The sequence below is a fragment of the Pseudomonas sp. NPDC012596 genome (assembly GCF_042902325.1).
Taxonomy (GTDB): Bacteria; Pseudomonadota; Gammaproteobacteria; order Pseudomonadales; family Pseudomonadaceae; genus Aquipseudomonas.
This window is the reverse complement of sequence record NZ_JBIBEB010000001.1, coordinates 506,980-532,161: the sequence shown is the minus strand read 5'-3', so window position 1 is coordinate 532,161 and position 25,182 is coordinate 506,980. Positions and strand designations below refer to the sequence as shown.

26 protein-coding genes and 1 other RNA gene are annotated in these 25,182 nt (G+C 62.7%); 18 read left to right on the top strand and 9 right to left on the bottom strand.

The window, feature by feature from the left end:
- Nucleotides 1-165: 165 nt before the first annotated feature.
- From trxA to ACFY68_RS02350, 5 genes are all read left to right on the top strand, one after another.
- On the top strand, nucleotides 166-495 hold the full coding sequence (gene trxA / locus ACFY68_RS02370) for a thioredoxin TrxA (RefSeq protein WP_009684153.1): 330 nt from the start codon (nucleotides 166-168) through the stop codon (nucleotides 493-495).
- A 227-nt stretch (nucleotides 496-722) separates the two neighbouring features.
- On the top strand, nucleotides 723-1,982 hold the full coding sequence (rho, locus tag ACFY68_RS02365; protein WP_003253661.1) for a transcription termination factor Rho: 1,260 nt from the start codon (nucleotides 723-725) through the stop codon (nucleotides 1,980-1,982).
- Between the two features lie 204 nt (nucleotides 1,983-2,186).
- Complete coding sequence (gene ubiD, locus ACFY68_RS02360; protein WP_387522978.1) at nucleotides 2,187-3,653, top strand: 4-hydroxy-3-polyprenylbenzoate decarboxylase; 1,467 nt, start codon at nucleotides 2,187-2,189, stop codon at nucleotides 3,651-3,653.
- Nucleotides 3,653-4,621, top strand: coding sequence for a CDP-6-deoxy-delta-3,4-glucoseen reductase (locus ACFY68_RS02355; protein ID WP_387522976.1), 969 nt, complete (start codon nucleotides 3,653-3,655; stop codon nucleotides 4,619-4,621). Before ubiD ends, ACFY68_RS02355 begins: the two co-directional genes overlap by 1 nt.
- A 245-nt stretch (nucleotides 4,622-4,866) precedes the next feature.
- Nucleotides 4,867-5,517, top strand: coding sequence for a gamma-glutamylcyclotransferase (locus ACFY68_RS02350; RefSeq protein ID WP_387522974.1), 651 nt, complete (start codon nucleotides 4,867-4,869; stop codon nucleotides 5,515-5,517).
- A 110-nt stretch (nucleotides 5,518-5,627) separates the two neighbouring features.
- Here ACFY68_RS02350 and ACFY68_RS02345 read toward each other — a convergent pair whose 3' ends face one another.
- Nucleotides 5,628-6,605 (bottom strand): NADPH:quinone oxidoreductase family protein, encoded by a 978-nt coding sequence (locus tag ACFY68_RS02345; RefSeq protein ID WP_387522972.1) that lies wholly within the window; start codon nucleotides 6,603-6,605, stop codon nucleotides 5,628-5,630.
- A gap of 157 nt (nucleotides 6,606-6,762) precedes the next feature.
- Here ACFY68_RS02345 and ACFY68_RS02340 point away from each other — a divergent pair, with 157 nt between their 5' ends.
- Nucleotides 6,763-7,167 carry a flagellar basal body-associated protein FliL gene (locus tag ACFY68_RS02340; protein ID WP_387522970.1) on the top strand — a complete coding sequence of 135 codons (405 nt, stop codon included), beginning with the start codon at nucleotides 6,763-6,765 and terminating at the stop codon, nucleotides 7,165-7,167.
- Between the two features lie 69 nt (nucleotides 7,168-7,236).
- Here the strand turns inward: ACFY68_RS02340 and ACFY68_RS02335 are convergent, their stop codons facing one another.
- On the bottom strand, nucleotides 7,237-7,689 hold the full coding sequence (locus tag ACFY68_RS02335; protein ID WP_387522968.1) for an EVE domain-containing protein: 453 nt from the start codon (nucleotides 7,687-7,689) through the stop codon (nucleotides 7,237-7,239).
- Between the two features lie 177 nt (nucleotides 7,690-7,866).
- On the opposite strand from ACFY68_RS02335, the gene ACFY68_RS02330 reads away from it, so the two are divergent.
- Nucleotides 7,867-8,016, top strand: coding sequence for a hypothetical protein (locus ACFY68_RS02330; protein ID WP_346615247.1), 150 nt, complete (start codon nucleotides 7,867-7,869; stop codon nucleotides 8,014-8,016).
- Nucleotides 8,017-8,033: 17 nt separating this feature from the next.
- On the opposite strand, the gene ACFY68_RS02325 is transcribed toward ACFY68_RS02330, so the two are convergent.
- From ACFY68_RS02325 to ACFY68_RS02310, 4 genes are all read right to left on the bottom strand, one after another.
- Complete coding sequence (locus tag ACFY68_RS02325) at nucleotides 8,034-8,642, bottom strand: 5-formyltetrahydrofolate cyclo-ligase (RefSeq protein ID WP_387522966.1); 609 nt, start codon at nucleotides 8,640-8,642, stop codon at nucleotides 8,034-8,036.
- A gap of 69 nt (nucleotides 8,643-8,711) precedes the next feature.
- A non-coding RNA gene (gene ssrS, locus ACFY68_RS02320) (6S RNA) lies at nucleotides 8,712-8,891 on the bottom strand.
- 17 nt (nucleotides 8,892-8,908) lie between these two features.
- Nucleotides 8,909-9,229, bottom strand: coding sequence for a cell division protein ZapA (locus ACFY68_RS02315; RefSeq protein ID WP_346615249.1), 321 nt, complete (start codon nucleotides 9,227-9,229; stop codon nucleotides 8,909-8,911).
- On the bottom strand, nucleotides 9,226-9,408 hold the full coding sequence (locus tag ACFY68_RS02310; RefSeq protein WP_042112137.1) for a TIGR02449 family protein: 183 nt from the start codon (nucleotides 9,406-9,408) through the stop codon (nucleotides 9,226-9,228). Before ACFY68_RS02310 ends, ACFY68_RS02315 begins: the two co-directional genes overlap by 4 nt.
- Before the next feature lie 182 nt (nucleotides 9,409-9,590).
- On the opposite strand from ACFY68_RS02310, the gene ACFY68_RS02305 reads away from it, so the two are divergent.
- The 10 genes from ACFY68_RS02305 to gcvP all read left to right on the top strand — a co-directional run bounded on the left by ACFY68_RS02305 (nucleotide 9,591) and on the right by gcvP (nucleotide 21,956).
- Nucleotides 9,591-10,145, top strand: coding sequence for a YecA family protein (locus ACFY68_RS02305; RefSeq protein WP_346615250.1), 555 nt, complete (start codon nucleotides 9,591-9,593; stop codon nucleotides 10,143-10,145).
- A gap of 22 nt (nucleotides 10,146-10,167) precedes the next feature.
- A complete protein-coding gene (pepP, locus tag ACFY68_RS02300; protein ID WP_387522964.1) occupies nucleotides 10,168-11,502 on the top strand; it encodes a Xaa-Pro aminopeptidase in 1,335 nt (444 codons plus the stop codon).
- Nucleotides 11,499-12,698, top strand: coding sequence for a 2-octaprenyl-6-methoxyphenyl hydroxylase (ubiH, locus tag ACFY68_RS02295; protein WP_387522962.1), 1,200 nt, complete (start codon nucleotides 11,499-11,501; stop codon nucleotides 12,696-12,698). The genes pepP and ubiH overlap by 4 nt, the downstream gene beginning before the upstream one ends.
- The gene (locus tag ACFY68_RS02290) at nucleotides 12,695-13,177 is read left to right on the top strand and encodes a DUF4442 domain-containing protein (protein ID WP_387522960.1); all 483 of its coding nucleotides are present in this window, start codon (nucleotides 12,695-12,697) and stop codon (nucleotides 13,175-13,177) included. Before ubiH ends, ACFY68_RS02290 begins: the two co-directional genes overlap by 4 nt.
- A 9-nt stretch (nucleotides 13,178-13,186) precedes the next feature.
- Entirely contained in the window at nucleotides 13,187-14,404 is a 1,218-nt protein-coding gene (locus ACFY68_RS02285; protein WP_387523040.1) for a 2-octaprenyl-3-methyl-6-methoxy-1,4-benzoquinol hydroxylase, read from the top strand.
- Between the two features lie 97 nt (nucleotides 14,405-14,501).
- Entirely contained in the window at nucleotides 14,502-15,503 is a 1,002-nt protein-coding gene (locus ACFY68_RS02280; RefSeq protein ID WP_387522959.1) for an extracellular solute-binding protein, read from the top strand.
- Between the two features lie 143 nt (nucleotides 15,504-15,646).
- On the top strand, nucleotides 15,647-17,269 hold the full coding sequence (locus tag ACFY68_RS02275; RefSeq protein ID WP_387522957.1) for an ABC transporter permease: 1,623 nt from the start codon (nucleotides 15,647-15,649) through the stop codon (nucleotides 17,267-17,269).
- A gap of 123 nt (nucleotides 17,270-17,392) precedes the next feature.
- On the top strand, nucleotides 17,393-18,475 hold the full coding sequence (gene gcvT, locus ACFY68_RS02270; protein WP_387522955.1) for a glycine cleavage system aminomethyltransferase GcvT: 1,083 nt from the start codon (nucleotides 17,393-17,395) through the stop codon (nucleotides 18,473-18,475).
- A 47-nt stretch (nucleotides 18,476-18,522) separates the two neighbouring features.
- Nucleotides 18,523-18,906, top strand: coding sequence for a glycine cleavage system protein GcvH (gene gcvH, locus ACFY68_RS02265; protein ID WP_387522954.1), 384 nt, complete (start codon nucleotides 18,523-18,525; stop codon nucleotides 18,904-18,906).
- Nucleotides 18,907-19,082: 176 nt separating this feature from the next.
- The gene (gene gcvP / locus ACFY68_RS02260; protein ID WP_387522952.1) at nucleotides 19,083-21,956 is read left to right on the top strand and encodes an aminomethyl-transferring glycine dehydrogenase; all 2,874 of its coding nucleotides are present in this window, start codon (nucleotides 19,083-19,085) and stop codon (nucleotides 21,954-21,956) included.
- Between the two features lie 84 nt (nucleotides 21,957-22,040).
- Here gcvP and ACFY68_RS02255 read toward each other — a convergent pair whose 3' ends face one another.
- From ACFY68_RS02255 to ACFY68_RS02245, 3 genes are all read right to left on the bottom strand, one after another.
- Nucleotides 22,041-22,355 (bottom strand): DUF2388 domain-containing protein, encoded by a 315-nt coding sequence (locus ACFY68_RS02255; RefSeq protein WP_387522950.1) that lies wholly within the window; start codon nucleotides 22,353-22,355, stop codon nucleotides 22,041-22,043.
- Nucleotides 22,356-22,444: 89 nt separating this feature from the next.
- Entirely contained in the window at nucleotides 22,445-24,130 is a 1,686-nt protein-coding gene (locus ACFY68_RS02250) for a GspE/PulE family protein (protein WP_387522948.1), read from the bottom strand.
- 98 nt (nucleotides 24,131-24,228) lie between these two features.
- On the bottom strand, nucleotides 24,229-24,546 hold the full coding sequence (locus ACFY68_RS02245; RefSeq protein ID WP_387522946.1) for a hypothetical protein: 318 nt from the start codon (nucleotides 24,544-24,546) through the stop codon (nucleotides 24,229-24,231).
- Between the two features lie 126 nt (nucleotides 24,547-24,672).
- Here ACFY68_RS02245 and ACFY68_RS02240 point away from each other — a divergent pair, with 126 nt between their 5' ends.
- A complete protein-coding gene (locus ACFY68_RS02240; RefSeq protein WP_346615262.1) occupies nucleotides 24,673-25,143 on the top strand; it encodes an Lrp/AsnC family transcriptional regulator in 471 nt (156 codons plus the stop codon).
- The last annotated feature ends 39 nt before the right edge of the window (nucleotides 25,144-25,182 follow it).

Here is a 25,182-nt window from a genome sequence, read left to right as displayed (position 1 = left end):
TTGATGCAAGGCAATGTGCCATTCGATGCTATGACACTTATGTGACAGTTTCGATTCGTGGCGTCTTGCACAACTATAGTGACACTCAATCGTCCGCGACTTCCTGTAGGGCGTGGGTGCGGCTATGATGGGCCACGTTTTTTGCTTACGACCCTGGAGATATCCATGAGCAGCGATCTGATCAAACACGTCACCGACGCCACCTTCGAGGCCGAAGTCCTGCAAGCCCAAGGCCCGGTGCTGGTCGACTACTGGGCTGAATGGTGCGGCCCATGCAAGATGATCGCTCCAGTCCTGGACGACATCGCTTCCACCTACGAGGGCAAACTGACCGTCGCCAAGCTGAACATCGACGACAATCAGGAAACCCCGGCCAAGCACGGCGTGCGTGGCATCCCGACGCTGATGCTGTTCAAGAACGGCAACGTCGAGGCCACCAAGGTGGGCGCACTGTCCAAATCCCAGCTGGCCGCGTTCCTCGACGCCCACCTGTGATGTGAAAAGCCCCGGAAACCCCGGGGCTTTTCTTTTCCAACCCACTAGACGTCGAAAAAAGCAAGTGTTACATTCGGCCTCGCACTGCTTCTCCAGTGCCCCCTGCACGCCGTCGCCGACGTACTCCTAATTAGAATCTGTGCGCGATCCTATCGCCTTCTAGCGGCGCGGCTTCATTAAGCCAGAAGCTTAATCCTCCCTTCATACATGATTACGTCACTCCCCTTATGAACCTGACTGAACTCAAGCAAAAGCCGATTACCGATCTGCTGGAAATGGCCGAACAGATGGGCATCGAAAACATGGCCCGTTCGCGCAAACAGGACGTGATTTTCGCCCTGCTGAAAAAGCACGCGAAAAGCGGCGAAGAGATCTCGGGTGACGGCGTGCTGGAGATTCTCCAGGATGGTTTCGGTTTCCTGCGTTCGGCTGATGCGTCCTACCTGGCCGGCCCTGACGACATCTACGTCTCGCCTAGCCAGATCCGCCGTTTCAACCTGCGTACCGGCGACACCATCGTCGGCAAGATCCGCCCGCCAAAGGAAGGGGAGCGTTACTTCGCCCTGCTGAAGGTCGACACGATCAACTTCGATCGCCCTGAAAACGCGAAGAACAAGATCCTGTTCGAAAACCTGACGCCGCTGTTCCCCAACAAGCGCCTGAAGATGGAAGCCGGCAACGGCTCCACCGAAGACTTGACCGGCCGCGTCATCGACCTGTGCGCCCCGATCGGCAAAGGCCAGCGTGGCCTGATCGTAGCTCCGCCGAAAGCGGGCAAGACGATCATGCTGCAGAACATCGCGGCGAACATCACCCGTAACAACCCCGAGTGCCACCTGATCGTTCTGCTGATCGACGAGCGCCCGGAAGAAGTGACCGAAATGCAGCGCACCGTGCGCGGCGAAGTGGTCGCCTCGACCTTCGACGAGCCGCCGACCCGTCACGTGCAGGTTGCCGAGATGGTCATCGAGAAGGCCAAGCGCCTGGTCGAGCACAAAAAGGATGTGGTCATCCTGCTCGATTCCATCACCCGCCTGGCACGTGCCTACAACACCGTGATCCCGAGCTCCGGCAAGGTACTGACCGGTGGTGTCGACGCCCATGCCCTGGAGAAGCCGAAGCGCTTCTTCGGTGCCGCACGTAACATCGAGGAAGGCGGTTCGCTGACCATCATCGCCACCGCGCTGGTAGAAACCGGCTCGAAGATGGACGAAGTGATCTACGAAGAGTTCAAGGGTACCGGTAACATGGAGCTGCCCCTGGACCGCCGCATCGCCGAGAAACGCGTGTTCCCGGCCATCAACATCAACCGTTCCGGCACCCGCCGCGAAGAGCTGCTGACTGCCGACGACGAACTGCAGCGCATGTGGATCCTGCGCAAGCTGCTGCACCCGATGGACGAGATCGCCGCCATCGAGTTCCTGGTCGACAAGCTCAAGCAGACCAAGACCAACGACGAGTTCTTCCTGTCGATGAAGCGCAAGTAAGCGGTTAGATCGGTCAAGTAATGATTGGGGCTGCTTCGCAGCCCATCGCCGGCAAGGCGGCTCCCACAGGTCCTCTGCGATCCTTGTGGGGGCTGGCGTGCCGGCGATGGGGGGCGAAGCGGCCCCAAGTCATTTTTGGCCATTGCACGCCGTTCGGCGCTACACTCTGCACCCCGACCGATACGGCCAACACGAGGCTCATGCATGCAGTATCGCGATTTGCGCGACTTCATCCGTGGCCTGGAGCAGCGCGGCGAACTCAAGCGCATCCAGGTTCCTATCTCCCCTGTCCTGGAAATGACCGAGGTGTGCGACCGCACCCTGCGTGCCAAGGGCCCGGCCTTGCTGTTCGAAAAGCCCACAGGCTTCGATATGCCGGTGCTCGGCAACCTGTTCGGCACCCCGCAGCGGGTGGCCATGGGTATGGGCGCCGAATCGGTCGATGAGCTTCGCGAGATCGGCAAGCTGCTGGCCTTCCTCAAGGAGCCGGAGCCGCCGAAGGGCCTGAAAGATGCCTGGTCGAAGCTGCCGATCTTCAAGAAGGTCGTGTCGATGGCGCCGAAAGTGGTCAAGGATGCGGTGTGTCAGGAAGTCGTGGTCGAGGGCGATGATGTCGACCTCGGCCAGTTGCCGATCCAGCACTGCTGGCCTGGTGACGTAGCCCCGCTGATCACTTGGGGCCTGACCGTGACCCGCGGCCCCAACAAGGACCGCCAGAACCTGGGCATCTATCGCCAGCAGGTCATCGGCCGCAACAAGGTCATCATGCGCTGGTTGAGCCACCGGGGCGGCGCGCTGGACTATCGCGAGTGGTCCGAAAAGAACCCTGGCCAGCCGTTCCCGGTTGCCGTGGCCCTGGGCGCCGACCCGGCGACCATTCTCGGTGCCGTGACGCCGGTACCCGATACCCTGTCCGAATACGCCTTTGCCGGCCTGTTGCGCGGCAACCGTACCGAACTGGTGAAATGCCGTGGCAGCAACCTGCAGGTGCCGGCAACTGCCGAGATCATCCTCGAAGGCGTGATCCACCCAGGCGAAATGGCGCCAGAAGGCCCTTACGGCGATCACACCGGCTACTACAACGAAGTGGACAGCTTCCCGGTGTTCACTGTCGAGCGCATTACCCATCGGCAAAAACCGATCTACCACAGCACCTACACCGGGCGGCCGCCTGATGAGCCGGCGATCCTCGGTGTGGCGTTGAACGAAGTGTTCGTGCCGATCCTGCAAAAGCAGTTCCCGGAGATCATCGACTTCTACCTGCCGCCGGAAGGCTGCTCGTACCGCATGGCGGTGGTCACCATCAAGAAGCAGTACCCAGGCCACGCCAAGCGCGTGATGCTGGGTGTGTGGTCGTTCCTGCGACAGTTCATGTACACCAAATTCGTTATCGTCACCGACGACGATATCAATGCCCGTGACTGGAATGACGTGATCTGGGCCATCACCACGCGCATGGACCCCAAGCGTGATACGGTGATGATCGACAACACGCCGATCGACTACCTCGACTTCGCGTCGCCGGTATCGGGCCTGGGGTCGAAGATGGGCCTGGATGCCACACACAAGTGGCCAGGCGAGACGACACGCGAATGGGGCCGGGTCATCGTCAAGGACGAAGCCGTCACCCGCCGCATCGATGAGCTGTGGGATCAGTTGGGAATAGATTGATGCAGGTAACGTTGCAGCCGTCCGGGGCAGTGCTGGCGCTTGAACCCGGGGAACGGATCCTGGATGGAGCGCGGCGGCTGGGCTATGACTGCCCGAACAGCTGCCGCAATGGCAATTGCCATGTCTGCGCCGCATTGTTGGTCGAAGGTCGCGTTCTACAGAACGGTGAAGAGCGCGACCATGGCGAGCTGTTCACATGCATTGCCGAACCGCTGGAGGACTGTGTTTTGCTCTGGGATGGTGTGCTGGCCCTGGGCGAGCTGCCAGTGCGAAAGCTGGCATGCAGCGTCACAGAATGCGTTGATGTCGGCGGCGACGTCTGGCGCGTGCGTTTGCGCGCGCCAGCTGGCAAGCCGCTGCGCTATCACGCCGGGCAGTACCTGATGATCGAGCGCGAAGGTGGCAAGCAGGCGGCGTTTTCGCTGGCTTCGGCACCCCATAGCGGGCGTGATCTGGAGCTGCACGTGCTGGCGCGTGAAGCCAGCGCCTTGCAGTTGCTCGAGCAGTTGCAGCGCAACGGCCTGGCACGCATAGAGATGCCTTTCGGTGACACTCATCTGGCCGAGCTACCCGATGGGCCGCTGGTGCTGATCGCCGCCGGTACCGGCATGGGGCAGATGCACAGCCTGGTAGAACACTGCCGCGCCCAGGGTTTCAAGCACCCGGTGCACCTCTACTGGGGTGTGCGCCGCCCCGAAGACTTCTACGCCATCGAACACTGGGACGAATGGGAACGCTTGCCCAACCTGTTCCTGCACAAAGTGGTGAGTGATCTTTGCGGTTGGGAAGGCCGCTGCGGCATGCTGCACGAAGCGGTGTGTGAAGACGTTCAGGACCTCAACACGGTCCACGTCTACGCCAGCGGTTCACCTAACATGGTCTATGCCACCCTCGACGCCCTGGTCGAAGCCGGTATGGATGCCCACCGCATGCGTGCCGATGTGTTTGCCTACGCGCCGCGTGGTTAATAACCAAAGTTTCAGGTAGTGGGTATAAGGCGGTAATTATTACCGCCTTGACTAATAACTTTCACTATACTCCAAACAATGCTCTCCAATCGTCGGAAGTTCGCGTAAAACTTAGGTCTCGGGGCTTGAGTGTTGGCGTGTTTCTATCCTAAGGTGAAGGCAAGCACACAAGGTGTGGGGCCTGGGCCCGGCACGCAGCGACTTTCGCTATATCGGTAGTTCACAGGGAATAATGGCGGCAGCTTATGTCGGCAATTGAAAGTTTGTCCTGGAAAAGTTCTTATCCTCCGGCGCTCGACTTCGGCCAGCAATTGACCCGCGAGCAATTGATCAACTCCATGCAAATGACCATGTCACGCCATGAAGGTGGCCCGGTGTGGCTGTTTGCCTATGGTTCGTTGATCTGGCGCCCGGAATGCAGTTCGGTCGAACGCCAGCGCGCGCGCGTGCATGGCTATCACCGTGGGCTGTATTTGTGGTCGCACGAGCACCGGGGCACCCCGGAAACCCCAGGCCTGGTGTTCGGCCTGGACCGCGGCGGTTCGTGCAGTGGTTTTGCCTATCGCCTGGATGAAAGCAACCTCGATGACTCGCTGATGGCTCTGTGGCAAAGGGAGATGCCGTTCCCCGCCTATCGTCCGCATTGGCTCAGTTGCCGGTTGGGTGATGGCAGCAAGGTTCAGGCACTTGGTTTTGTGCTGGAACGGCACCTGCCGTGCTACGCCGGTAACCTGCCGGACACCTTGCTCAGCCAGATCCTGGCAAGCGCCAAGGGGCGGTATGGCACCACGCGCGAGTATGTAGAGCAGACGTTGAATGCACTGCGCAATCACCAGATGCCGGATCGCAACCTGGAGGCGCGCTTCAGGCGCTGCCATAACCTGCGCGAGGTTTGAACCAGCCTGTTGCGGCCCTATCGCCGGCGAGTCGCTTAGGATTACGCCGGCACCTGTAGGCGCCGGCTTGCCGGCGATAGGGCCGGTGGGGGCACGATCAATCAGCAATCTTACCTGGCCAGCACCACCAACTTACCCACAGCCTTCCTTTGCCCCAATTGCTCGATCGCAGCACCCGCCTCGGCCAGTGGATAAGTCTGAGAAATCAGCGGTTTCAGCTTGCCCTCGGCATGCCAGGCGAACAGCTGCCGGAAATTGCCCGCATTATCCTCCGGCTGGCGCTGGGCAAACGACCCCCAGAACACCCCGAGCACCGCTGCGCCCTTGAGCAGCACCAGGTTAGCCGCCATCTGCGGGATCGTCCCGCTGGCAAAGCCCACCACAAGCAGCCGGCCATTCCACGCCAGCCCGCGTACGGCCTGCTCGAACAGCTCACCCCCAACCGGGTCATAGATCACATCCACACCCTGGCCACCGGTCAGGCGCTTGATTTCTTCCTTGAGGCTGGCCTGGCTGTAATCGATCAGCTCATCCGCCCCCGCCGCCTTGGCGACGGCCAGCTTCTCGGCGCTGCTGGCCGCAGCGATCACCTTGGCGCCCATGGCCTTGCCGATTTCCACTGCCGCCAGGCCGACCCCACCGGATGCACCCAGCACCAGCAGGGTTTCCCCAGGCTGCAGTTGGCCGCGTTGCTTGAGTGCATGCATCGAGGTGCCGTAGGTCATGCCAAAGGCGGCGGCGGTGGTGAAGTCCATGCTTTCGGGAATGGGCATCACGTTGTAGAACGGCACGGCCACCTGTTCGGCAAATGCCCCCCAGCCGGTCAAGGCCATCACCCTGTCGCCCACCTTGAACGCCCCAGCGCGCTCACCCACCGCGGCAACCACACCGGCAGCTTCGCCACCCGGCGAGAACGGCAGTGGCGGCTGAAACTGGTATTTGCCTTCGATGATCAAGGTGTCGGGGAAGTTGACCCCGGCTGCTTGCACATCCAGCAGAATCTCGTTTTTTTTCGGCGCCGGGCTGGCCACCTCTTCCAGCACCAGGTCGCGTGCCGGGCCCAGGGTTTTGCACAACACAGCTTTCATCGGGGCTATTCCTTTGCGTGTAGTGGCCGATAAGTGTAAGAGGGCCGCCGGCCGGGTCAACGAGCATGGCCCGCCCTGATGGGCTGGCATAAGCCGGGGCTTGGGTTTGAGCGGTGTGCTGGGTAAGCTGGCGCCAATTGTTTTGAGGAGCGAATGAGTGAAAGCGTGGATCTTGATGGTGCTGGCCCTGATGCTGCCAGCGGCGGCCATGGCCGAAGAAGCCAAGGAAGGAGCCCCCAAGGTTTCCTACATCAGCCTGAGCCCGCCCTTCGTCGGCAACTACGCCCTCGACGGTGGCCCCAAGCTGCGTGTGTACAAGGCTGACGTGGCCCTGCGCGTGACCGGTGACGAAGCCGCCAAGGCGGTGAAGCACCACGAACCGCTGATTCGCAACCAGCTGGTGGCGCTGTTCACCCAACAGGGTGTGGATAACATGAGCAACGTCGAAGCCAAGGAGGCGCTGCGCCAGCAAGCACTGAAGCAGGTGCAGCAGGTGATGGAAGCGGAAGAGGGCAAGCCGATTGTCGAGGACCTGCTGTTCAATAATCTGATTGTGCAGTGATCTGAGCAAACCGGGTTTGCGCGGTCCCTGGGCGTGCACTGCCCATGCGATAAGTGAAGGGGCCGCCGCTCACCGCGCCAGTGCGACAATCGCCGCCCACTGCTCCTCGGTCACGGGCATCACCGACAACCTCGTCCCTTTGTGCACCAGCGGCAACTCCGCCAGTGCGCTCTGTTGCTTGAGCAGCCCCAGCCCCAATACCTGCCTGAATGTCTTCACATGCGCCACATCCACTGCGCTCCACGGATTTTTCTCGGGAGTGGCCTTGGCGTCGTGGTAGTGGCTTTGCGGATCGAGTGCGGTCGGGTCCGGGTAGGCCGCCGCGATGATGCGGCCGATCCCGGCAATGCCAGGTTGCGGGCAGCTGGAGTGGTAAAAGAAGAACTCATCACCTACGCTCATGGCCCGCAGGAAGTTGCGGGCCTGGTAGTTTCGTACGCCATCCCAGCGCGCCTCGCCCAAATGGCCCAGCCCTTCGATCGAGAGCTCGTCGGGCTCGGATTTCATCAGCCAGTAGGCCATGGATGCTGCTCCTGAAAAGGTTTGAAATAACCTGTAGCACGAAACCGACAGCCGGTTGGCGTCAACGTTTGCGTGTGGGCTCAGGTTGTCGGAAAATGCGCCGATTTTAACGCTAGCTGCTCCGGCGACACCAAAAAAGTCGTCGAGCCAGAACAGTATGCCGGGGGGCATTCTTCGATGAATCAACGTAAACCGGACCTCCTTTGGGTCCTGGTCTTCATCTTTGGTCTGGGTGTGGTCACCACCGGTTATGCTCAGGGTATCTGGGAGCGCAAGCTCGATACCGCCTACCAAACCCCGGTCGACGCCGGCCAGCCGCAGCGCTGATCCCCTGCTGGCGCCGCTCAGTTCGGTGCCAGGTACCAGCCACGGTCCGAGACCGTGCCCTGCAGTGGTACATCCCAACTGGCTTGCGCCAGTCGCTCGACCTTCTGGCATTCATGCGCCAGCCCCAGCAGCAGCGGTTTTTTCCACGTTTTGCGGCGTGCCTGGTAAGCCAGGCTGCGGTCGTAGAAACCGCCGCCCATGCCGAGCCGCCCGCCGACTTCATCAAAGCCCACCAGCGGTAGCAGAATTAGGTCCAGTGCCCAGACAGGGCGTTGACGCCTGCGGTCGGCCAATGGCTCTGGAATACGGAAGCGGTTGCGCTTGAGTTTTTCACCCTTTTCAAAACGCTGAAACACCATGCGTGTGCGCGGCCAGGCGTGCAATACCGGCAGGTAAACGCGCTTACCCCGGCGCTGGGCCTCGCGCAGCAGCAGCTGGGGGTCGATTTCACCGTCGTTGGGCAAGTACAGGGCAATGTGCCGGGCGCGCCGGAACAGTGGGTTCTGCGCCAGTTGGCGATAGAGGCCCAGAGAGGCTTGCTGTTGCTGTGCGGGGGTGAGTGCGCGGCGGGCATTGCGCAGCAGGCGACGAAGCTGGGGCCGGGTGAGCGGCGCGGTGTCGGTCATGGCACAGGCGTTCCCAGTTGTCGCTACTGGTGTGGAATCTGCCTGCGGCAGGGCAGGCAAAGAAGAATAAGGCTCCCCGATAAGACCGCTATCGGTGTAGCCCTTGAACCCGAAAGTTCAAGGTGGAGATTGCAGGGGGCGTTAAGGCTTTCCGTCGGGCGGACATGCACACCGGCCCCAGCGTGCAACCCCCGTGGTTGTGCGTATCGGCTCAGGGACATAACCGACTGGCGCATCCCCCAGGGAGTGGCGCCAGTATACCAATCTCAGCCGATTTTGGTATCCGCATCGTCGGACAACGCCTTATCGACGCGATCGAGCAAGTCACGGACCTGCTCGCGGGTGGCGTTGCCAGCGGGGGCGTCGGTGCGATCTTCCTGGCGGTGCAGCATCTCGTGGGTGATGTTCAATGCGGCCATCACAGCGATACGGTCGGCACCGATCACCTTGCCGCTGCTACGGATCTCACGCATCTTGCCGTCCAGGTAGCGTGCGGCGCTGACCAGGTTGTTGCGTTCTTCCGGCGGGCAGATGATCGAGTACTCCTTGTCCAGGATCTGCACGGTGACGCTATTGCTTGAACTCATGAGTCTTGCTCCAGGGCCTTGAGGCGTAAGATCATCGACTCGACCTTGCGCTTGGCGATCTCGTTCTTTTCGATGAGGTGGGCGCGCTCTTCGCGCCAGGATTTTTCCTGAGCTACTAGGAGTGCATTCTGCCGTTTTAGTTGCTCGACGCGTTCGATCAGCGACTCAAACCGGCTCATCAATGCTTGCAGGTCATTCTCTTGCGTGGGTTGCACTCGATTCGCTCCGTCATTGAATCACCCGTCGATGATGCCTCTCCCTGAGCGGTGACGGCCAGTGCCGATGGTCTTGGCGCGCCTGCCGGTGCTAGGATACAAGGCCTTCATTCTAGTCAAATGCGCCGCCTGGCGCCTAGCCGACCATGCCTAATACCCAATCGCCTTACGTTGCCTTCGCCATGCTGCTTTCGAGCAATGGCCATCCTGTCACTCCTGCCGAGCTGCACGGCTTGCTGGTCGGGCGCAGTTGCGCCGGTGCCGGCTTCGATGCCGATGCCTGGCTGGCCGACGCCGCCCAACTGCTTGAAATCGAGCCCGGTGACACTGTCCGCAACGCCCTGATCGGCCTGCAAGAGATGGTCAAGGGCGAGCTGACCAGCGATGACATGGCCATCGTCCTGTTGCTGCCGACCGATGACGCCGCGCTGGCCGACCGTGCTGCCGCATTGGGCCAGTGGTGCCAAGGTTTCATCACCGGTTTCGGCCTGAACTCCGGTGGCAAGGACCTTTCCACCGAAGCCAAGGACGTCCTGCAGGACCTGGTTGCGATTTCCCAGGTTCAGGAAGCCCTCGAAGAGTCCGAAGACGGCGAGAGCGACTACATGGAAGTCATGGAATACCTGCGCGTGGCGCCTCTGCTGCTGTTCTCCGAGCTGGCCAAGCCGGCGGCACCCGCGTCCAAGCCATCGCTGCACTGATCAACCGGGGGTAGTTCTGCCCATGAGCCATATACCCAAGGCCGAGTATGCCCGTCGGCGCAAGGCGCTGATGGCGCAGATGGTCCCCAACAGCATCGCCATCCTGCCGGCGGCCGCAGTTGCCATCCGTAACCGCGATGTCGAGCATGTGTACCGCCAGGACAGCGATTTCCAGTACCTCAGCGGCTTTCCCGAGCCCGAGGCGGTTATCGCCTTGATCCCGGGGCGCGAGCATGGCGAGTACGTGCTGTTCTGCCGCGAGCGCAACCCTGAGCGCGAGCAATGGGACGGCCTGCGTGCCGGCCAGGAAGGTGCAGTCCGCGACTTTGGCGCGGATGATGCCTTTCCGATCACCGACATCGACGAGATCCTGCCGGGCCTGATCGAAGGCCGCGAGCGGGTGTACAGCGCCATGGGCAGCAACCCCGAGTTCGACCGCCGGCTGATGGACTGGATCAACGTGATCCGCTCCAAGGCCCGCCTCGGCGCGCAGCCACCGAACGAGTTCGTTGCGCTGGATCACCTGCTGCATGACATGCGTCTGTATAAATCGGCGGCAGAGGTGAAGGTGATGCGCGCCGCGGCGGACATTTCTGCGCGCGCCCATGTGCGGGCGATGCAGGCCTGCCGTGCGGGCCTGCACGAGTACAGCCTCGAAGCCGAACTGGACTACGAATTCCGTAAAGGCGGGGCGAAGATGCCGGCGTATGGTTCGATCGTCGCCGCTGGTCGTAACGGCTGCATCCTGCACTATCAGCAGAACGATGCGCCACTCAAGGACGGCGACCTGGTGCTGATCGACGCTGGCTGTGAAATCGATTGTTATGCCAGCGACATCACCCGCACCTTCCCGGTCAGTGGGCGTTTTTCGCCCGAGCAGAAGGCCATTTACGAGCTGGTGCTAAAGGCCCAGGCCGCCGCATTCGCCGAGATCGCCCCGGGGAAGCACTGGAACCACGCCCATGAAGCGACCGTGCGGGTCATCACCGAAGGCCTGGTGGAGCTGGGCCTGCTCAAGGGCGAGGTGCAGGCGCTGATCGACAGCGAAGCCCATCGCGCGTTCTACATGCACCGCGCCGGGCACTGGCTGGGCATGGATGTGCATGATGTGGGCGAATACAAGGTAGGTGGCCAGTGGCGGGTGCTGGAGCCAGGCATGGCATTGACCGTCGAACCGGGCATCTATATTGCCGCCGACAACCAGAGTGTCGCAAAAAAATGGCGCGGCATCGGGGTAAGGATCGAGGACGACGTGGTGGTGACCAAGCATGGTTGTGAAATTCTGACCTCGGGCGTTCCCAGGACGGTTGCCGAGATCGAGGCGCTGATGCAGGCGGCACGTAAGGACGCAGCATGAACCGAGTCAACCTGGCGATCATCGGCGGCGGCCTGGTCGGCGCCAGCCTGGCCCTGGCCCTGCAGGCCGGGGCAAAGGCGCGTGGCTGGAAAATCCTGCTGATCGAGCCTTTCGCCCCTGGCGACAGTTTCCAGCCCAGCTACGACGCGCGCTCTTCGGCATTGTCGTTCGGTACCCAACAAATCTATCAGCATTTGGGCCTGTGGCAGGCCATCAGCCCGCGTGCCGAGCCGATTCGGCAGATTCAGGTTTCCGACCGTGGCCGCTTCGGCTCCACCCGCCTTGATGCGATGGAAGAAGGCGTGCCGGCGCTGGGCTACGTGGTGGAGAACGCCTGGCTGGGCCAATGCCTGTGGCAAGGCTTGGACAGTGAGGTGGTGAGCTGGCGTTGCCCGGCTGAAGTGAAGGCGATGCAGGCGATTGCCGGTGGTTATCGCTTGCAACTGGACGACGACACCAGCCTGGAATGCGACCTGGCGGTGCTGGCTGACGGTGGCCGGTCCGGGTTGCGCGAGCAACTGGGTATTCATGTGCGCCGAACGCCCTACGAGCAGAGTGCGCTGATCGCCAATATCACCCCGGGCGAAGCCCACTGTGGGCAAGCCTTCGAACGCTTCACCGAGCAAGGCCCCATGGCCCTGCTGCCTCTACCTGATAACCGCTGCGCACTGGTATGGACCCGGCAGGGGATGGACGCCAAACGCCTGGCCGAGGTCGACGAACGCAGCTTCCTGCGTGAGCTGCAAAACGCCTTTGGCTATCGCCTTGGCGCTCTGCGCCAAGTCGGTGTGCGGCACCTCTACCCGCTGGCGCTGGTCGAGGCCGATGAACAAGTGCGCCCGCACCTGGTGGTGCTGGGTAATGCCGCGCATAGCCTGCACCCTATCGCCGGGCAGGGGTTCAACCTGTCGTTGCGCGATGTGCAGTCGCTGGCCGACGCGTTGCTCAAGGGCCCCCAGCAGCCAGGCGACCTTGCAACCCTGCAGGCGTACCACCAGCGTCAGCGGCTTGATCAGGCCCTGACCATCGGCTTTTCCGACCAGGTCACGCGGCTGTTCGGCAGCAACCAGCCGCTGCTGGCTACTGGCCGCAACATCGGCTTGCTCGGGCTCGACCTGCTGCCACCGGCCAAAAGCTGGTTCGCCCGCCAGGCCATGGGCCTGGGCACTCGCCCAGATCCGCGAGGCCAGGCATGAGCAGCCCGCGCCGGCTGGCGCGTCGGGCGCGCATGTTGCGTTGGCTGCTGAATGTCTACCCGCCGTACCTCGGCGCTGGCATTCGCATCCAGCACATCAGCCCGGACATGCGCAGCATCAAGGTACGCATGAAACTCACCCGCTGGAACCGCAACTACGTCGGTACCCAGTTCGGTGGCAGCCTGTACTCCATGGTCGATCCGTTCTACATGCTGCTGCTGATCGAACAGCTGGGGCGTGAGTACATCGTCTGGGACAAGGCTGCCAGTATCGACTTCATCAGCCCGGGCAAGGGGCCGGTGTACGCCGAATTCCACGTCGATGACGCACTGCTGGAAGAAATTCGCCTGCAGACGGCCAGCGGCAAGAAGTACCTGCCACGTTTGCAGGTCGATATCCGCGACGGCGCCGGCGAACTGGTGGCGCGGGTCGATAAAACTTTATACGTGCGGCTCAAGCCGCAAGCGAGGCAGGCGTAAGGCATGGAAATGCGCGCAGATCTGTTGATTGTCGGTGCCGGTATGGTCGGCAGCGCCCTGGCCTTGGCATTGCGCCACAGCGGCCTGGAAATTCTCCTGCTCGACGGTGGCCCGCTGTCGGTGAAGCCGTTCGACGGCGCTGCACCGTTCGAGCCGCGGGTCAGTGCCTTGTCGGCGGCCAGCCAGCGCATTCTCGAGCGCCTGGGCGCCTGGGATGGCATCGCCAGGCGCCGCGTTTCACCGTATTCGGACATGCATGTGTGGGACGGCAGCGGCACCGGCCAGATCCACTTTTCGGCGGCCAGCGTGCATGCGCAGGTGCTCGGCCATATCGTCGAGAATCGGGTGGTCCAGGATGGCCTGCTGGAACGCCTGCACGACAGCGATATCGGCTTGCTGCCCAATGCCCGCCTGGAGCAGATGCGCCGTTCTGGCGATGAGTGGCTGCTGACCTTGGCCGACGGCCGCCGCCTGCGCGCACCACTGGTGGTGGCTGCCGACGGTGCCAACTCGGCGGTGCGGCGCCTGGCCGGTTGCGAGACGCGCGAGTGGGACTACTTGCACCACGCCATCGTTACCAGCGTGCGCTGCAGCGCGGCTCACCAGGCCACGGCCTGGCAACGCTTCACCGATGAAGGGCCGCTGGCCTTCCTGCCGCTGGCGCGTGACGGCCAGCAGGACTGGTGCTCGATTGTATGGTCGACCACGCCGGAGCACGCCGAGCAGCTCATGGCGTTGGATGATCAAGCCTTCCTCAGGGCGCTGGAACGCGCCTTTGAGGGGCGATTGGGCGATGTGCTGCAGGCCGACCCGCGAGTGTGCGTGCCGCTGCGCCAGCGCCACGCCAAGCGCTATGTGGACGAAGGGCTGGCGCTGATCGGCGATGCCGCACACACCATCCACCCGCTGGCCGGGCAGGGCGTCAACCTGGGCTTCCTCGATGCCGCGGTGCTGGCCGAGGTGCTGGTCAATGCCTGTGACCGCGCAGAGCGGTTGGCGGATGTAAAGGTGCTCAGCCGTTATGAACGCCGGCGCATGCCGCACAACTTGGCGTTGATGGCGGCAATGGAGGGCTTTGAGCGGCTGTTCCAGGCCAACCCGCTGCCGCTGCGCTGGTTGCGCAACAGTGGCTTGAAAATGGTCGAAAAACTGCCGGAGGCCAAGGCGTTGTTCGTGCGGCAGGCGTTGGGCCTGACAGGGGATCTGCCAGAACTGGCCAAGCCCTGAAGGTCATCTGCAACATCCGGTAACTGCTGGGTGGATGAGTCGTAAAATGGGATTCACTACCATTTGCGCCTCTCATACGATCCGAGGAGTGCTTTCCATGTTGCCACGCAAGCCCCTACTGGCCGCCCTGGCCCTGACCCTGTTCGGCGGTACAGCCCAGGCGGCGGACGAAGTGGTGGTGTACTCCTCGCGCATCGACGAGCTGATCAAGCCGGTGTTCGACGCCTACACCGCCAAGACCGGCGTCAAGATCAAGTTCATCACCGACAAGGAAGCCCCGCTGATGCAGCGCATCAAGGCCGAGGGCGAAAATGGCGTGGCCGACCTGCTGTTGACCGTTGACGCCGGTAACCTTTGGCAGGCGGAGCAGATGGGCATCCTGCAGCCGATCAAGTCGGACGTCATCGACCAGAACATCCCGCCGCAGTACCGTGCTTCGTCCCACGACTGGACCGGCCTGAGCCTGCGCGCACGGACCATCATCTACTCCACCGAGCGGGTCAAACCGACAGAGTTGAGCACCTATGAAGCGCTCGCCGACCAGCACTGGGAAGGCCGCCTGTGCCTGCGCACGGCCAAGAAGGTCTATAACCAGTCGCTGACCGCCACCCTGATCGAAAATCACGGCGAAGCCAAGACCGAACAGATCGTCAAAGGCTGGGTGAACAACCTGTCCACCGATGTATTCTCCGATGACAACGCGGTGATCCAGGCCATCGAGGCCGGCCAGTGCGACGTGGGCGTGGTCAATACCTACTACTACGGCCGCTTGCACAAGCAGAACCCAAGCCTGCCGGTGAAGATCTTCTGGCCTAACCAGGGCGACCGTGGCGTGCACGTCAACCTGTCGGGTATCGGCCTGACCAAACATGCCCCGCACCCGGAGGCCGCCAGGAAGCTGGTGGAATGGATGACCGGCGAAGAGGCGCAGAAGCTGTTTGCCGACATCAACCAAGAGTTCCCGGCCAACCCGAAGGTCAAGCCATCGGATGAAGTTGCGGCATGGGGCAGCTTCAAGGCTGACAGCATTCCGGTGGAAATCGCTGGCAAGCGCCAGGCAGAGGCGATTCGTCTGATGGATCGGGCTGGCTGGAACTAAGCGCCAGGGCTTATCCTTCCGGGGCCTGCAAAGGCCCTATCGCGGGCAAGCCCGCCCCTACAGGCCAGCGCCTATCCCTGTAGGAGCGGGCTTGCCCGCGAACGACCGCGCAGCGGTCGCAAACCGCCACCGAGACATTCGCCTTGCCCCACACCCCCCAACGCCGCTGGTACCTTCCGGTCACCCTGACCGCCGCCCTGGTGCTCCTGCCCATAAGCGTCCTGCTGCTGTCCTGGCAGTCGATAGACCTGCAAATCTGGTCGCACCTGCTCGACACCCAGATGAGCCGCCTGCTCGGCAACACCCTCACGCTGGTGCTGGGTGTCGGCGTAGGCGTCACCGTGCTCGGCGTAAGCCTGGCCTGGCTCACCAGCCTCTGTGAATTCCCCGGCAGGCGCTGGCTGGACTGGGCACTGATGTTACCGTTTGCGATCCCGGCCTACGTGCTGGCATTTGTCTTTGTCGGCCTGCTGGACTTTGCCGGCCCTGTGCAAAGCGCCTTGCGCGAAGTGTTCGGCCCCATGCGCCTGCCGCGGGTGCGTTCCACCGGTGGGGTGATCATCGTTCTGGTGCTGGTGTTCTACCCGTACGTCTACCTGCTGGCGCGCACTGCCTTCCTGGCCCAGGGCAAGGGCCTGATGGAAGCGGCGCGGGTGTTGGGCCTGTCGCCACTGCAAGCCTTCTGGCGGGTCGCCCTGCCCATGGCCCGCCCGGCCATTGGCGCCGGCATCGCGCTGGCGCTGATGGAGACACTGGCAGATTTCGGTGCCGTCGCGGTGTTCAACTTCGATACCTTCACCACGGCCATCTACAAGACCTGGTACGGGTTCTTCAGCCTGTCCAGCGCGGCTCAGCTGGCCAGCCTGCTGTTACTGGCGGTGATGCTGGTGCTGTACGGCGAACGGCGTGCCCGCGGCGCTACGCGCAGCGGTAACGAACGCCCTCGTGGGCAGGCGCTGTACCACCTGCGTGGCATCAAGGCACTGCTGGCCAGCGGCTGGTGCCTGCTGGTGTTCGCCTGTGCCTTCGTCATCCCGCTGCTGCAGTTGCTCGCGTGGTTCTGGCAGCGTGGGCGGCATGACCTGGATGAACGCTATATCGGGTTGGTACTGCACACCCTGTACCTGGGGGGCATGGCGGCCTTGATCACGGTCTGCGTGGCATTGCTGCTGGCATTTGCCCGGCGTCAGGCGCCAACCGGCGGTATCCGTGCCGGCGTTGGCCTGGCCAATCTGGGTTATGCGTTGCCCGGTTCGGTGCTGGCAGTGTCGATCATGCTGGCCTTCAGTTACCTCGACAATCACCTGGTGATTCCGCTTTCCTCGTGGCTCGGCGGAGCTGGCAAGCCGCTGCTGCTGGGCAGCCTGGCGGCCTTGCTGCTGGCCTACCTGGTACGCTTCATCGCTGTGGCCTACGGGCCGCTGGAAGGCAGCCTGGAGCGTATCCGCCCGTCGTTGCCGGAGGCTTCGCGCAGCTTGGGCGTCGGTGGTGCGAGATTGTTTTTCAAGGTGTATCTGCCGCTATTGGTCCCCGGCGCACTCAGCGCCGCGCTGCTGGTTTTTGTCGATGTGCTCAAGGAAATGCCCGCCACCTTGCTGATGCGCCCGTTCGGCTGGGACACCCTCGCCGTACGCGTGTTCGAAATGACCAGTGAAGGCGAGTGGGCCCGGGCCTCGCTGCCCGCGTTGACCTTGGTGCTGGTGGGCCTGCTGCCAGTCATCGGCCTGATCCGCCGTTCAGCCAAACGCCCAGGTCACAGTCACTGAGGGTGCCAGCCTGCGCCCATGCGGCTACAATGCGCGGCATTCGCGCGACGGGTCCTACAAGAAGAGCTGACGACCAAACGTCATCGACCGCCGCCGCTTCGCCACGCCCGGAAGGAGAAACCCATGGGACAGCGCACGCTTTTATACGACCTGCACCTGGCGCTTGGTGCCAAGACAGTCGATTTCGGTGGCTGGGACATGCCCCTGCACTATGGCTCGCAGGTCGAGGAGCACCATCAGGTGCGCAGTGACTGTGGGGTCTTCGATGTTTCACACATGACCGTGATCGACGTCGATGGCAGCGATGCCACCGTTTGGCTACAGCGCCTGCTGGCCAACGACGTTGCCCGCCTCGACAGTGTCGGCAAAGCACTCTACAGCCCGCTGCTCAACGAAGCGGGCGGGGTGATTGACGACCTGATCGTCTACCGTATGGAAAATGGCTACCGCCTGGTCACCAACGCCGCCACCCGCGCCAAAGTACTGGCTTGGCTGGAAAGCCAGAGTGCCGATTTTTCGGTCGGTATCGAGGTCCGTCCCGACCTGGCCATTCTCGCCATCCAGGGCCCCCAGGCCCGCGAAAAGGTTGCAGCCTTGCTCAGCGCCTCGCGCGCCGCGCTGATTCGGGAGCTACGCCCGTTCGAAGGGCTGGTCGACGGGGACTGGTTCATTGCCCGCACCGGCTACACCGGTGAGGACGGGCTGGAGATCATTTTCCCGGGGGATGAGGCCGTGGCGTTCTACAACGACCTGGTTGGCGCCGGTATCGCCCCCAGTGGCCTGGGCGCCCGCGACACGTTGCGCCTGGAGGCCGGTATGAACCTCTACGGCCAGGACATCGACGAAAGCCACACCCCGCTGACGTCCAACCTGGGCTGGAGCATCGCCTGGGAGCCGGCTGAGCGCGACTTCATCGGCCGCGCTGGCTTACTGGCGGAAATCGAACAAGGCGTGCAGGGCAAGCTCGTCGGCCTGGTACTGGAAGAGCGCGGTGTTTTGCGTGCCCACCAGGTGGTTCGTGTGGCCGGGATTGGCGAAGGAGAGATCACCAGTGGTAGTTTCTCCCCTACGCTGAGCAAATCCATTGCCCTGGCGCGTGTACCCATGGCCACCGGCGACCGTGCCGAGGTCGAAATTCGCGGTAAATGGTACCCGGTGCGGGTGGTCAAGCCGACCTTCGTGCGCCACGGCAAGATTCTGATCTGAAACTTTAACGGCGGGCCGACCGCTGACCCAATCGAGGAATACAAGACATGAGCAATATCCCCGCCGATCTGCGTTTTGCCGAAAGCCATGAATGGGCCCGCCTGGAAAGTGACGGCACAGTGACCGTTGGCATCAGCGACCACGCTCAGCAAGCCCTGGGTGATGTGGTGTTCGTTGAACTGGCAGAGGTTGGCAAGGTGTTCGCCGCTGGCGATGCGGCGGGCGTGGTCGAGTCGGTAAAGGCGGCTTCGGACATCTACGCCCCGGTGGGTGGTGAAGTGATCGCCGTCAACGAAGAGCTCGCCGACAGCCCGGAGCAGCTCAACGAAGCCCCTTACTCCGCGTGGATCTTCAAGCTCAAGCCAAGCAACCCGGCTGAGCTGGACAAGCTGCTGGATGCTGCCGGTTACAAAGCCGCTATCGGCGAGTGATACCGCGCTGGCTTCATCGCGGGCAAGCCCGCTCCTACAGGTTCACCTCTGGCCTGTAGGAGCGGGCTTGCCCGCGAAAGGGCCGGTACTGCCAAAGCAAGTTTTCCCGCAGTATCGGCAATCCTTCCTAGACTTATAAGTCTCCATGAGACCTGGTCTAGGAAGAGAGCGTCGTCATGTCCCAGTCGCCATCCCTGCATCAACTGCAAGAGCTCAACCCTTTCCTGCGCCGCCACCTGGGGCCCGATGCCTCGGAGCAGCAGGCCATGCTCAGCGCCCTTGGCCTCGCCAGCCGCAGCGAGCTGATCGAGCAGACCGTCCCGCCGGGCATCCGCTTCAACCGCGCACTCGACCTGCCGCCGGCACTGGACGAACAGGCCGCGCTGGCCAAGCTCGCCGGCTACGCCGAGCAGAACCAGGTGTGGACCAGCCTGATCGGCATGGGCTACCACGGCACTGTCACGCCCACCGTCATCCTGCGCAACGTGCTGGAAAATCCTGGCTGGTACACCGCCTATACGCCTTATCAGCCGGAAATCGCCCAAGGTCGGCTGGAGGCCCTGCTCAACTTCCAGCAGATGGTCATCGACTTGACCGGCCTGGCCCTGGCCAATGCCTCGCTGCTCGATGAAGCTACTGCAGCTGCCGAAGCCATGGCCCTGGCCAAGCGCGTGGCGCGCAACAAGAGCAATGCGTTCTTCGCAGACGAGCATTGCCACCCGCAGACGCTTTCGGTACTGAAAACCCGTGCCGAGGGGTTTGGCTTCGAGTTGATCGTCGACTCTGTGGATAACCTGGGCAAGCATGCGGTATTCGGCGCCTTGCTGCAGTACCCGGACACCCACGGCGAGGTGCGCGACCTGCGCCCGCTGATTGACCAGTTGCACAACCAGCAGGCGCTGGCCTGCGTGGCGGCTGATCTGCTCAGCCTGGTGGTGCTGACCCCGCCTGGCGAGCTCGGTGCCGATGTGGTGCTGGGCTCGACCCAGCGCTTTGGCGTGCCCATGGGCTACGGTGGCCCGCATGCCGCCTATTTTGCCTGCCGCGACGACTACAAGCGGGCCATGCCGGGCCGCATCATCGGTGTCTCGCGCGATGCGCGTGGCAACACGGCTCTGCGCATGGCCCTGCAGACCCGCGAGCAGCATATTCGCCGCGAGAAGGCCAACTCCAACATCTGCACGGCGCAGGTGCTGCTGGCCAATATCGCTGGGTTCTACGCTGTGTACCACGGCCCTGAAGGCTTGCAGCGCATCGCCCAGCGTGTACACCGGCTTACCTTCGTGCTGGCTGCCGGCCTCGAAGCCAAGGGCATCAAACGCCTCAACCAGCACTTCTTCGACACCCTTACCCTGGATGTCGGCGGCGCGCAGGCGGCGATCATCGAAAGCGCGGAAGCGGCGAGGATCAACCTGCGCATTCTCGGGCGCGGCCATCTGGGCGTGAGCCTGGATGAAACCTGCAATGAGGCCACCGTGTTGCGGCTGTTCGGCATTTTCCTCGGCGTGGATCACGGCCTGGACATCACCGCACTCGATCAACAGGCCCTGCCGGAGGGCATTCCCGCCGCGCTGGTGCGGCGCACGCCGTTTCTAGCCCACCCGGTATTCAATTTGCACCACAGCGAAACCGAGATGCTGCGCTACCTCAAGCAGCTGGAGAACAAGGACCTGGCGCTGAACCAGTCGATGATCCCGCTGGGCTCCTGCACCATGAAACTCAATGCCACCAGCGAGATGATCCCCATCACTTGGCCAGCGTTCGCCAACCTTCATCCCTTCGCCCCAGCCGCGCAGGCTACGGGTTACAAGGCAATGATCGACGAGCTGGAGAGCTGGTTGTGTGCCATCACCGGGTTCGACGCCATTTGCATGCAGCCCAACTCCGGCGCCCAGGGTGAGTACGCGGGGCTCATGGCGATCACTCGCTATCACCGCAGTCGTCATCAGCCCCAGCGCACCCTGTGCCTGATCCCGTCGTCGGCCCACGGCACCAACCCGGCCTCGGCGCAGATGGCTGGCATGGAGGTGGTGATCGTCGACTGTGACGATGCCGGCAACGTCGACCTCCAAGACCTCAAGGCCAAGGCCCATGCCGCCGGCGACAAGCTGTCATGCCTGATGGTCACCTACCCTTCGACCCATGGCGTCTACGAAGAAGGTATTCGTGAAATCTGCGAAGTCGTGCATCAGCACGGCGGCCAGGTGTACATGGACGGCGCCAACCTCAACGCCCAGGTCGGCCTGGCGCGGCCGGCCGACATCGGTGCCGACGTGTCGCACATGAACCTGCACAAGACCTTTTGCATCCCCCACGGTGGTGGCGGCCCTGGCATGGGGCCGATTGGCATTCGCGCCCACCTCACACCCTTCGTCGCCAGCCACCCGGTGGTGCCGGTACCGGGCCTGGACCCGAACAACACTGCGGTCAGCGCCGCCCCCTGGGGCAGTGCCAGCATTCTGCCGATCAGCTGGATGTACATCGCCATGATGGGCCCGCAACTGGCGGATGCCAGCGAAGTGGCGATTCTCTCGGCGAACTACCTGGCCAGCCAGCTGGGCGGTGCCTTCCCGGTGTTGTACCGGGGCCGCAACCAACGGGTGGCGCATGAGTGCATTCTTGACCTGCGGCCGCTCAAGGCACAGACCGGGATCAGTGAGGAGGATGTCGCCAAGCGCTTGATGGACTATGGCTTCCATGCCCCGACCATGTCATTCCCGGTACCGGGCACCCTGATGGTCGAGCCGACCGAGAGCGAGTCGAAGGCTGAGCTGGACAGGTTCGTCGAAGCGATGCTGGCGATCCGCGCGGAGATAGCCCAGGTGCAGGAGGGCAACTGGCCGGCGGAGGACAACCCGCTGAAGCATGCCCCCCATACCCTGGCTGATGTGCTGGCACCGTGGGACCGGCCGTACAGCCTGGAGCAGGCCGTGGCCCCCAGCGCTCACGTACGCCAGCACAAGTATTGGCCAGCGGTGAACCGGGTCGACAATGTGTATGGGGACAGGAACCTGTTCTGCGCGTGTGTGCCGGTGGAGGCGTATCGCTGATATCGGTGTTGGCTTCATCGCCGGCAAGCCGGCTCCCACAGGGGTACTGTGGGAACGGGCTTGCGCGCGAAAAGGGCGGCGCGGTTATTCGGCTAACGAATTCTTGGCCAGAATGGCATTGGCCAGCTCCATGTCGCTGGCTTGCAACCCTGGGTTCTCGGTCCGTACTTGGCGCATCGCTGCTTCAAGGTAGGGCCCGCGAATAGCGCCCTCGCTGGCGACGAAGCTGCCGGCGTCATCCTGTGCCGCGAGGACCAGCTTGTGGTCCCTGGAGGTCAGGTAGGTCGATCCCGTGGTCGCGCCGGAAGAAATCACGTTGCGCCAGAAGGTATCGGCAAAGGCGGAGCCAATGGGCAGCGAAAGCAGGGCAGCGGCTGCGATGGCGGTTTTGAGACGCATGATGAAACACCTCGAAGGGTGAGGGCTGATGTTGCCCGCTTTGATCGTGCCTGACGGGCGCAAGTTCCTTGTGCACAAGGGTTTTTCGCTCACGCGCAAACCCGCAACACTTCCTCGTAAAGGGTCAGCCCCCGAGCCACTTTGGCCTCGCCACAGCGGCGCAGATCCACTAAGCCTTCAGCCATGGCCTGTTGCCGCAAACTGGCCAGATCGACCCCGGCGCCGATTCGGGCACGCAGGTTTTCACTCGGCACCAGCAACTCGAACAGGCCTGTGCGGCCATGAAAGCCGGTACCCCGGCATAGCTGGCAGGGTTGGCTGCTGGCCGACGATGCGCTTCCCTGGCACTCGCGGCACAGCAAGCGCACCAGGCGCTGGGCCATTACCCCGCCCAGGGTGGCCTTGATCAGGTAATCGGCCACGCCCAGTTCCAGCAAGCGGGTGATGGCGCCACAGGTATCGTTGGTGTGCAGGGTCGACAGCACCAGGTGCCCAGTGAGGGCCGCCTGCACCGCCACCAGGGCGGTTTCGCGATCGCGGATTTCGCCAATCATGATGATGTCAGGGTCCTGGCGCAGCAGTGCTCGCACGCCGTTGGCAAAGCCAAGGTCCAGCGCCGGTTGCACCTGCAGCTGGTTGAACGCCGGTTCAAGGCGCTCGATCGGGTCTTCGATGGTGCACAGGTTCACCTCGGGCGTGGCCAGCAGCTTGAGGCTGGCGTAGAGCGTGCTGGTCTTCCCCGAGCCGGTGGGGCCGGTGACCAGCAGGATGCCCTGGCGGCGCTGCAACAATGCTTGCCATTGCGCCAGTTGCTCACCTTCAAGGCCCAGGCGGTCAAAGTCTTCCTGCAGCTGCCGCGGATCGAACAGGCGCAGCACGATTTTTTCGCCGAAGGGCGTGGGCAGGGTCGACAGGCGCAGTTCTACTTGATTGCCACCTGGCAGGCCGGTCTTCACGCGGCCGTCCTGCGGGCGGCGTTTTTCCGCTACATCCATCCGCCCCAGGTGTTTCAAGCGGCTCACGACAGACAGCGTCACGCTCGCCGGGAAGGCATAAACGGTGTGTAACAGGCCGTCTATGCGGTAGCGCAGCCGGCCCTGCTCGCGGCGTGGCTCCAGGTGGATATCGCTGGCGCGCTGTTCGATGGCGTATTGCAGCAGCCAATCGACGATGTGCACGATATGCGCATCGTCGGCGGTAGCATCGGCCTGGCGTTTGCCGAGTTCCAGCAACTGCTCGAGCTCACCCAGGCTGGCCGACTGTTGATGCTGTGCGCCCTGCACCGAATGGGCCAGGCGGAACAGCGACTGGCCCAGCTGGCGTAACTGCAGCGGGCTGGCCAGCACGCGTCGAATCGGCTTGCCCAGGCTGCGGGCCAGGTCGGTTTGCCAGTCGCACTGGTAGGGCTGGGCGCTGGCCACGGTGATGCCACCACTGTCGCTGGCCAGGATCAGAATGCCGTGGCGCTGAGCGAAGGCCGGCGATATCAGCCCGTTCACCTGGGATAGGTCGAGCTGCAGGGGATCGATGCGCTGAAAGGGTTGGCCCACTTTATTCGCAAGCCATTGGCACAGGGTGTCCAGATGCAGCCGCTGGCCGGTGCGCTGGCGGTCTTCGAGGTCCAGGGCAGCAATGGTTTCGAGGGGATGGCGGCCAGGGTGGGTGGTAGCCAGTTCCAGTACCTGGCCTGCGTCGCGGGCGCTCAGGTGCTGGTCGGCCTGCAGGGCATCCAGCAGGCGGTTGAGATCAAGGGATTGATCGTTGCAATTATGCATGGCGGCATCCGTGCCAGGTGATGAGTTCCTGGTGAAGGCTAGCCGGGGCAGCGTAAGCGCGCGCTGGTAAAGGGTTTCGGGATCTTGCCGAACGATGCTCAGGCGATTGCCAGTTCCACACGTGCCTGGTTCTCCAGGCTGACCTCTGCGACACACACCAGATTGCGCAATTTTTGCGCAATTACCTCGGCCCGATGCCAGCTCAACCCGCCGATACCGATTTCGACATCGAGCAGGTCTTCTTGTTGGCTCACTTGCACGCTGTGCGGTGTAAGAAATTGCAGGGCGAACAGGTTGAGTACGCGGCACAGGGTGTCTGGCTCGGCTTCGGCCTGCAGGTGGTAACGCACGGTGCTGTGGCTGGCGTTGGCGGCCCAGACATCGGATCGGGGCAGGGGTCGTTCGAGTGCGTTCATGCTGATCTCCGCAATGGTGGGAGAAATTCTTGCACGTCTTTCCGGGCATTTTTTCGCTATGATCCGATCAATTTGCTTATTGCGCAGATTGATTGATTCGATTAAGTGCGTTTAGAGGGTTTAATAATGCAAGGCGAACTGGATGCCTACGATCGGCGCATTCTTGAACTGCTGCAAGAGGACGCTTCACTCTCCAGCGCGCAGATTGCCGAGCGCGTGGGCTTGTCGCAGTCGCCCTGTTGGCGGCGGATTCAGCGGCTGAAGGAGGAGGGTGTGATCCGTGGCCAGGTCACCTTGCTCGACCGCAAGAAGGTCGGCCTGAACACGCAGATTTTTGCCGAGGTGAAACTCAACGCCCACGGCCGCTCCAATTTCACCGAATTCACCGAGGCGATCCGTGGCTTTCCGGAGGTACTGGAATGTTATGTGCTGATGGGTGCGGTCGACTTCCTGCTGCGTATCGTCACGCAGGATATCGAAGCCTATGAGCGGTTCTTCTTCGAAAAGCTGTCGAATGTGCCGGGGATTCAGGAGGTCAATTCGATAGTGGCGCTGTCGGAGATCAAGTCCACCACCAGCCTGCCGCTGGGGCGCTGAAACTGGATGGAAGCGGCCTTGCCGGTCCGGGGGGCCGGC

Bases quoted from the DNA above. Each gene is read 5' to 3' on its own strand.
- trxA (WP_009684153.1), top strand. From the start codon at position 166: ATGAGCAGCGATCTGATCAAACACGTCACCGACGCCACCTTCGAGGCC.
- rho (WP_003253661.1), top strand. From the start codon at position 723: ATGAACCTGACTGAACTCAAGCAAAAGCCGATTACCGATCTGCTGGAA.
- ubiD (WP_387522978.1), top strand. From the start codon at position 2,187: ATGCAGTATCGCGATTTGCGCGACTTCATCCGTGGCCTGGAGCAGCGC.
- ACFY68_RS02355 (WP_387522976.1), top strand. From the start codon at position 3,653: ATGCAGGTAACGTTGCAGCCGTCCGGGGCAGTGCTGGCGCTTGAACCC.
- ACFY68_RS02350 (WP_387522974.1), top strand. From the start codon at position 4,867: ATGTCGGCAATTGAAAGTTTGTCCTGGAAAAGTTCTTATCCTCCGGCG.
- ACFY68_RS02345 (WP_387522972.1), bottom strand. From the start codon at position 6,605: ATGAAAGCTGTGTTGTGCAAAACCCTGGGCCCGGCACGCGACCTGGTG.
- ACFY68_RS02335 (WP_387522968.1), bottom strand. From the start codon at position 7,689: ATGGCCTACTGGCTGATGAAATCCGAGCCCGACGAGCTCTCGATCGAA.
- ACFY68_RS02330 (WP_346615247.1), top strand. From the start codon at position 7,867: ATGAATCAACGTAAACCGGACCTCCTTTGGGTCCTGGTCTTCATCTTT.
- ACFY68_RS02325 (WP_387522966.1), bottom strand. From the start codon at position 8,642: ATGACCGACACCGCGCCGCTCACCCGGCCCCAGCTTCGTCGCCTGCTG.
- ACFY68_RS02315 (WP_346615249.1), bottom strand. From the start codon at position 9,229: ATGAGTTCAAGCAATAGCGTCACCGTGCAGATCCTGGACAAGGAGTAC.
- ACFY68_RS02310 (WP_042112137.1), bottom strand. From the start codon at position 9,408: ATGAGCCGGTTTGAGTCGCTGATCGAACGCGTCGAGCAACTAAAACGG.
- ACFY68_RS02305 (WP_346615250.1), top strand. From the start codon at position 9,591: ATGCCTAATACCCAATCGCCTTACGTTGCCTTCGCCATGCTGCTTTCG.
- pepP (WP_387522964.1), top strand. From the start codon at position 10,168: ATGAGCCATATACCCAAGGCCGAGTATGCCCGTCGGCGCAAGGCGCTG.
- ubiH (WP_387522962.1), top strand. From the start codon at position 11,499: ATGAACCGAGTCAACCTGGCGATCATCGGCGGCGGCCTGGTCGGCGCC.
- ACFY68_RS02290 (WP_387522960.1), top strand. From the start codon at position 12,695: ATGAGCAGCCCGCGCCGGCTGGCGCGTCGGGCGCGCATGTTGCGTTGG.
- ACFY68_RS02285 (WP_387523040.1), top strand. From the start codon at position 13,187: ATGCGCGCAGATCTGTTGATTGTCGGTGCCGGTATGGTCGGCAGCGCC.
- ACFY68_RS02280 (WP_387522959.1), top strand. From the start codon at position 14,502: ATGTTGCCACGCAAGCCCCTACTGGCCGCCCTGGCCCTGACCCTGTTC.
- gcvT (WP_387522955.1), top strand. From the start codon at position 17,393: ATGGGACAGCGCACGCTTTTATACGACCTGCACCTGGCGCTTGGTGCC.
- gcvH (WP_387522954.1), top strand. From the start codon at position 18,523: ATGAGCAATATCCCCGCCGATCTGCGTTTTGCCGAAAGCCATGAATGG.
- gcvP (WP_387522952.1), top strand. From the start codon at position 19,083: ATGTCCCAGTCGCCATCCCTGCATCAACTGCAAGAGCTCAACCCTTTC.
- ACFY68_RS02255 (WP_387522950.1), bottom strand. From the start codon at position 22,355: ATGCGTCTCAAAACCGCCATCGCAGCCGCTGCCCTGCTTTCGCTGCCC.
- ACFY68_RS02250 (WP_387522948.1), bottom strand. From the start codon at position 24,130: ATGCATAATTGCAACGATCAATCCCTTGATCTCAACCGCCTGCTGGAT.
- ACFY68_RS02245 (WP_387522946.1), bottom strand. From the start codon at position 24,546: ATGAACGCACTCGAACGACCCCTGCCCCGATCCGATGTCTGGGCCGCC.
- ACFY68_RS02240 (WP_346615262.1), top strand. From the start codon at position 24,673: ATGCAAGGCGAACTGGATGCCTACGATCGGCGCATTCTTGAACTGCTG.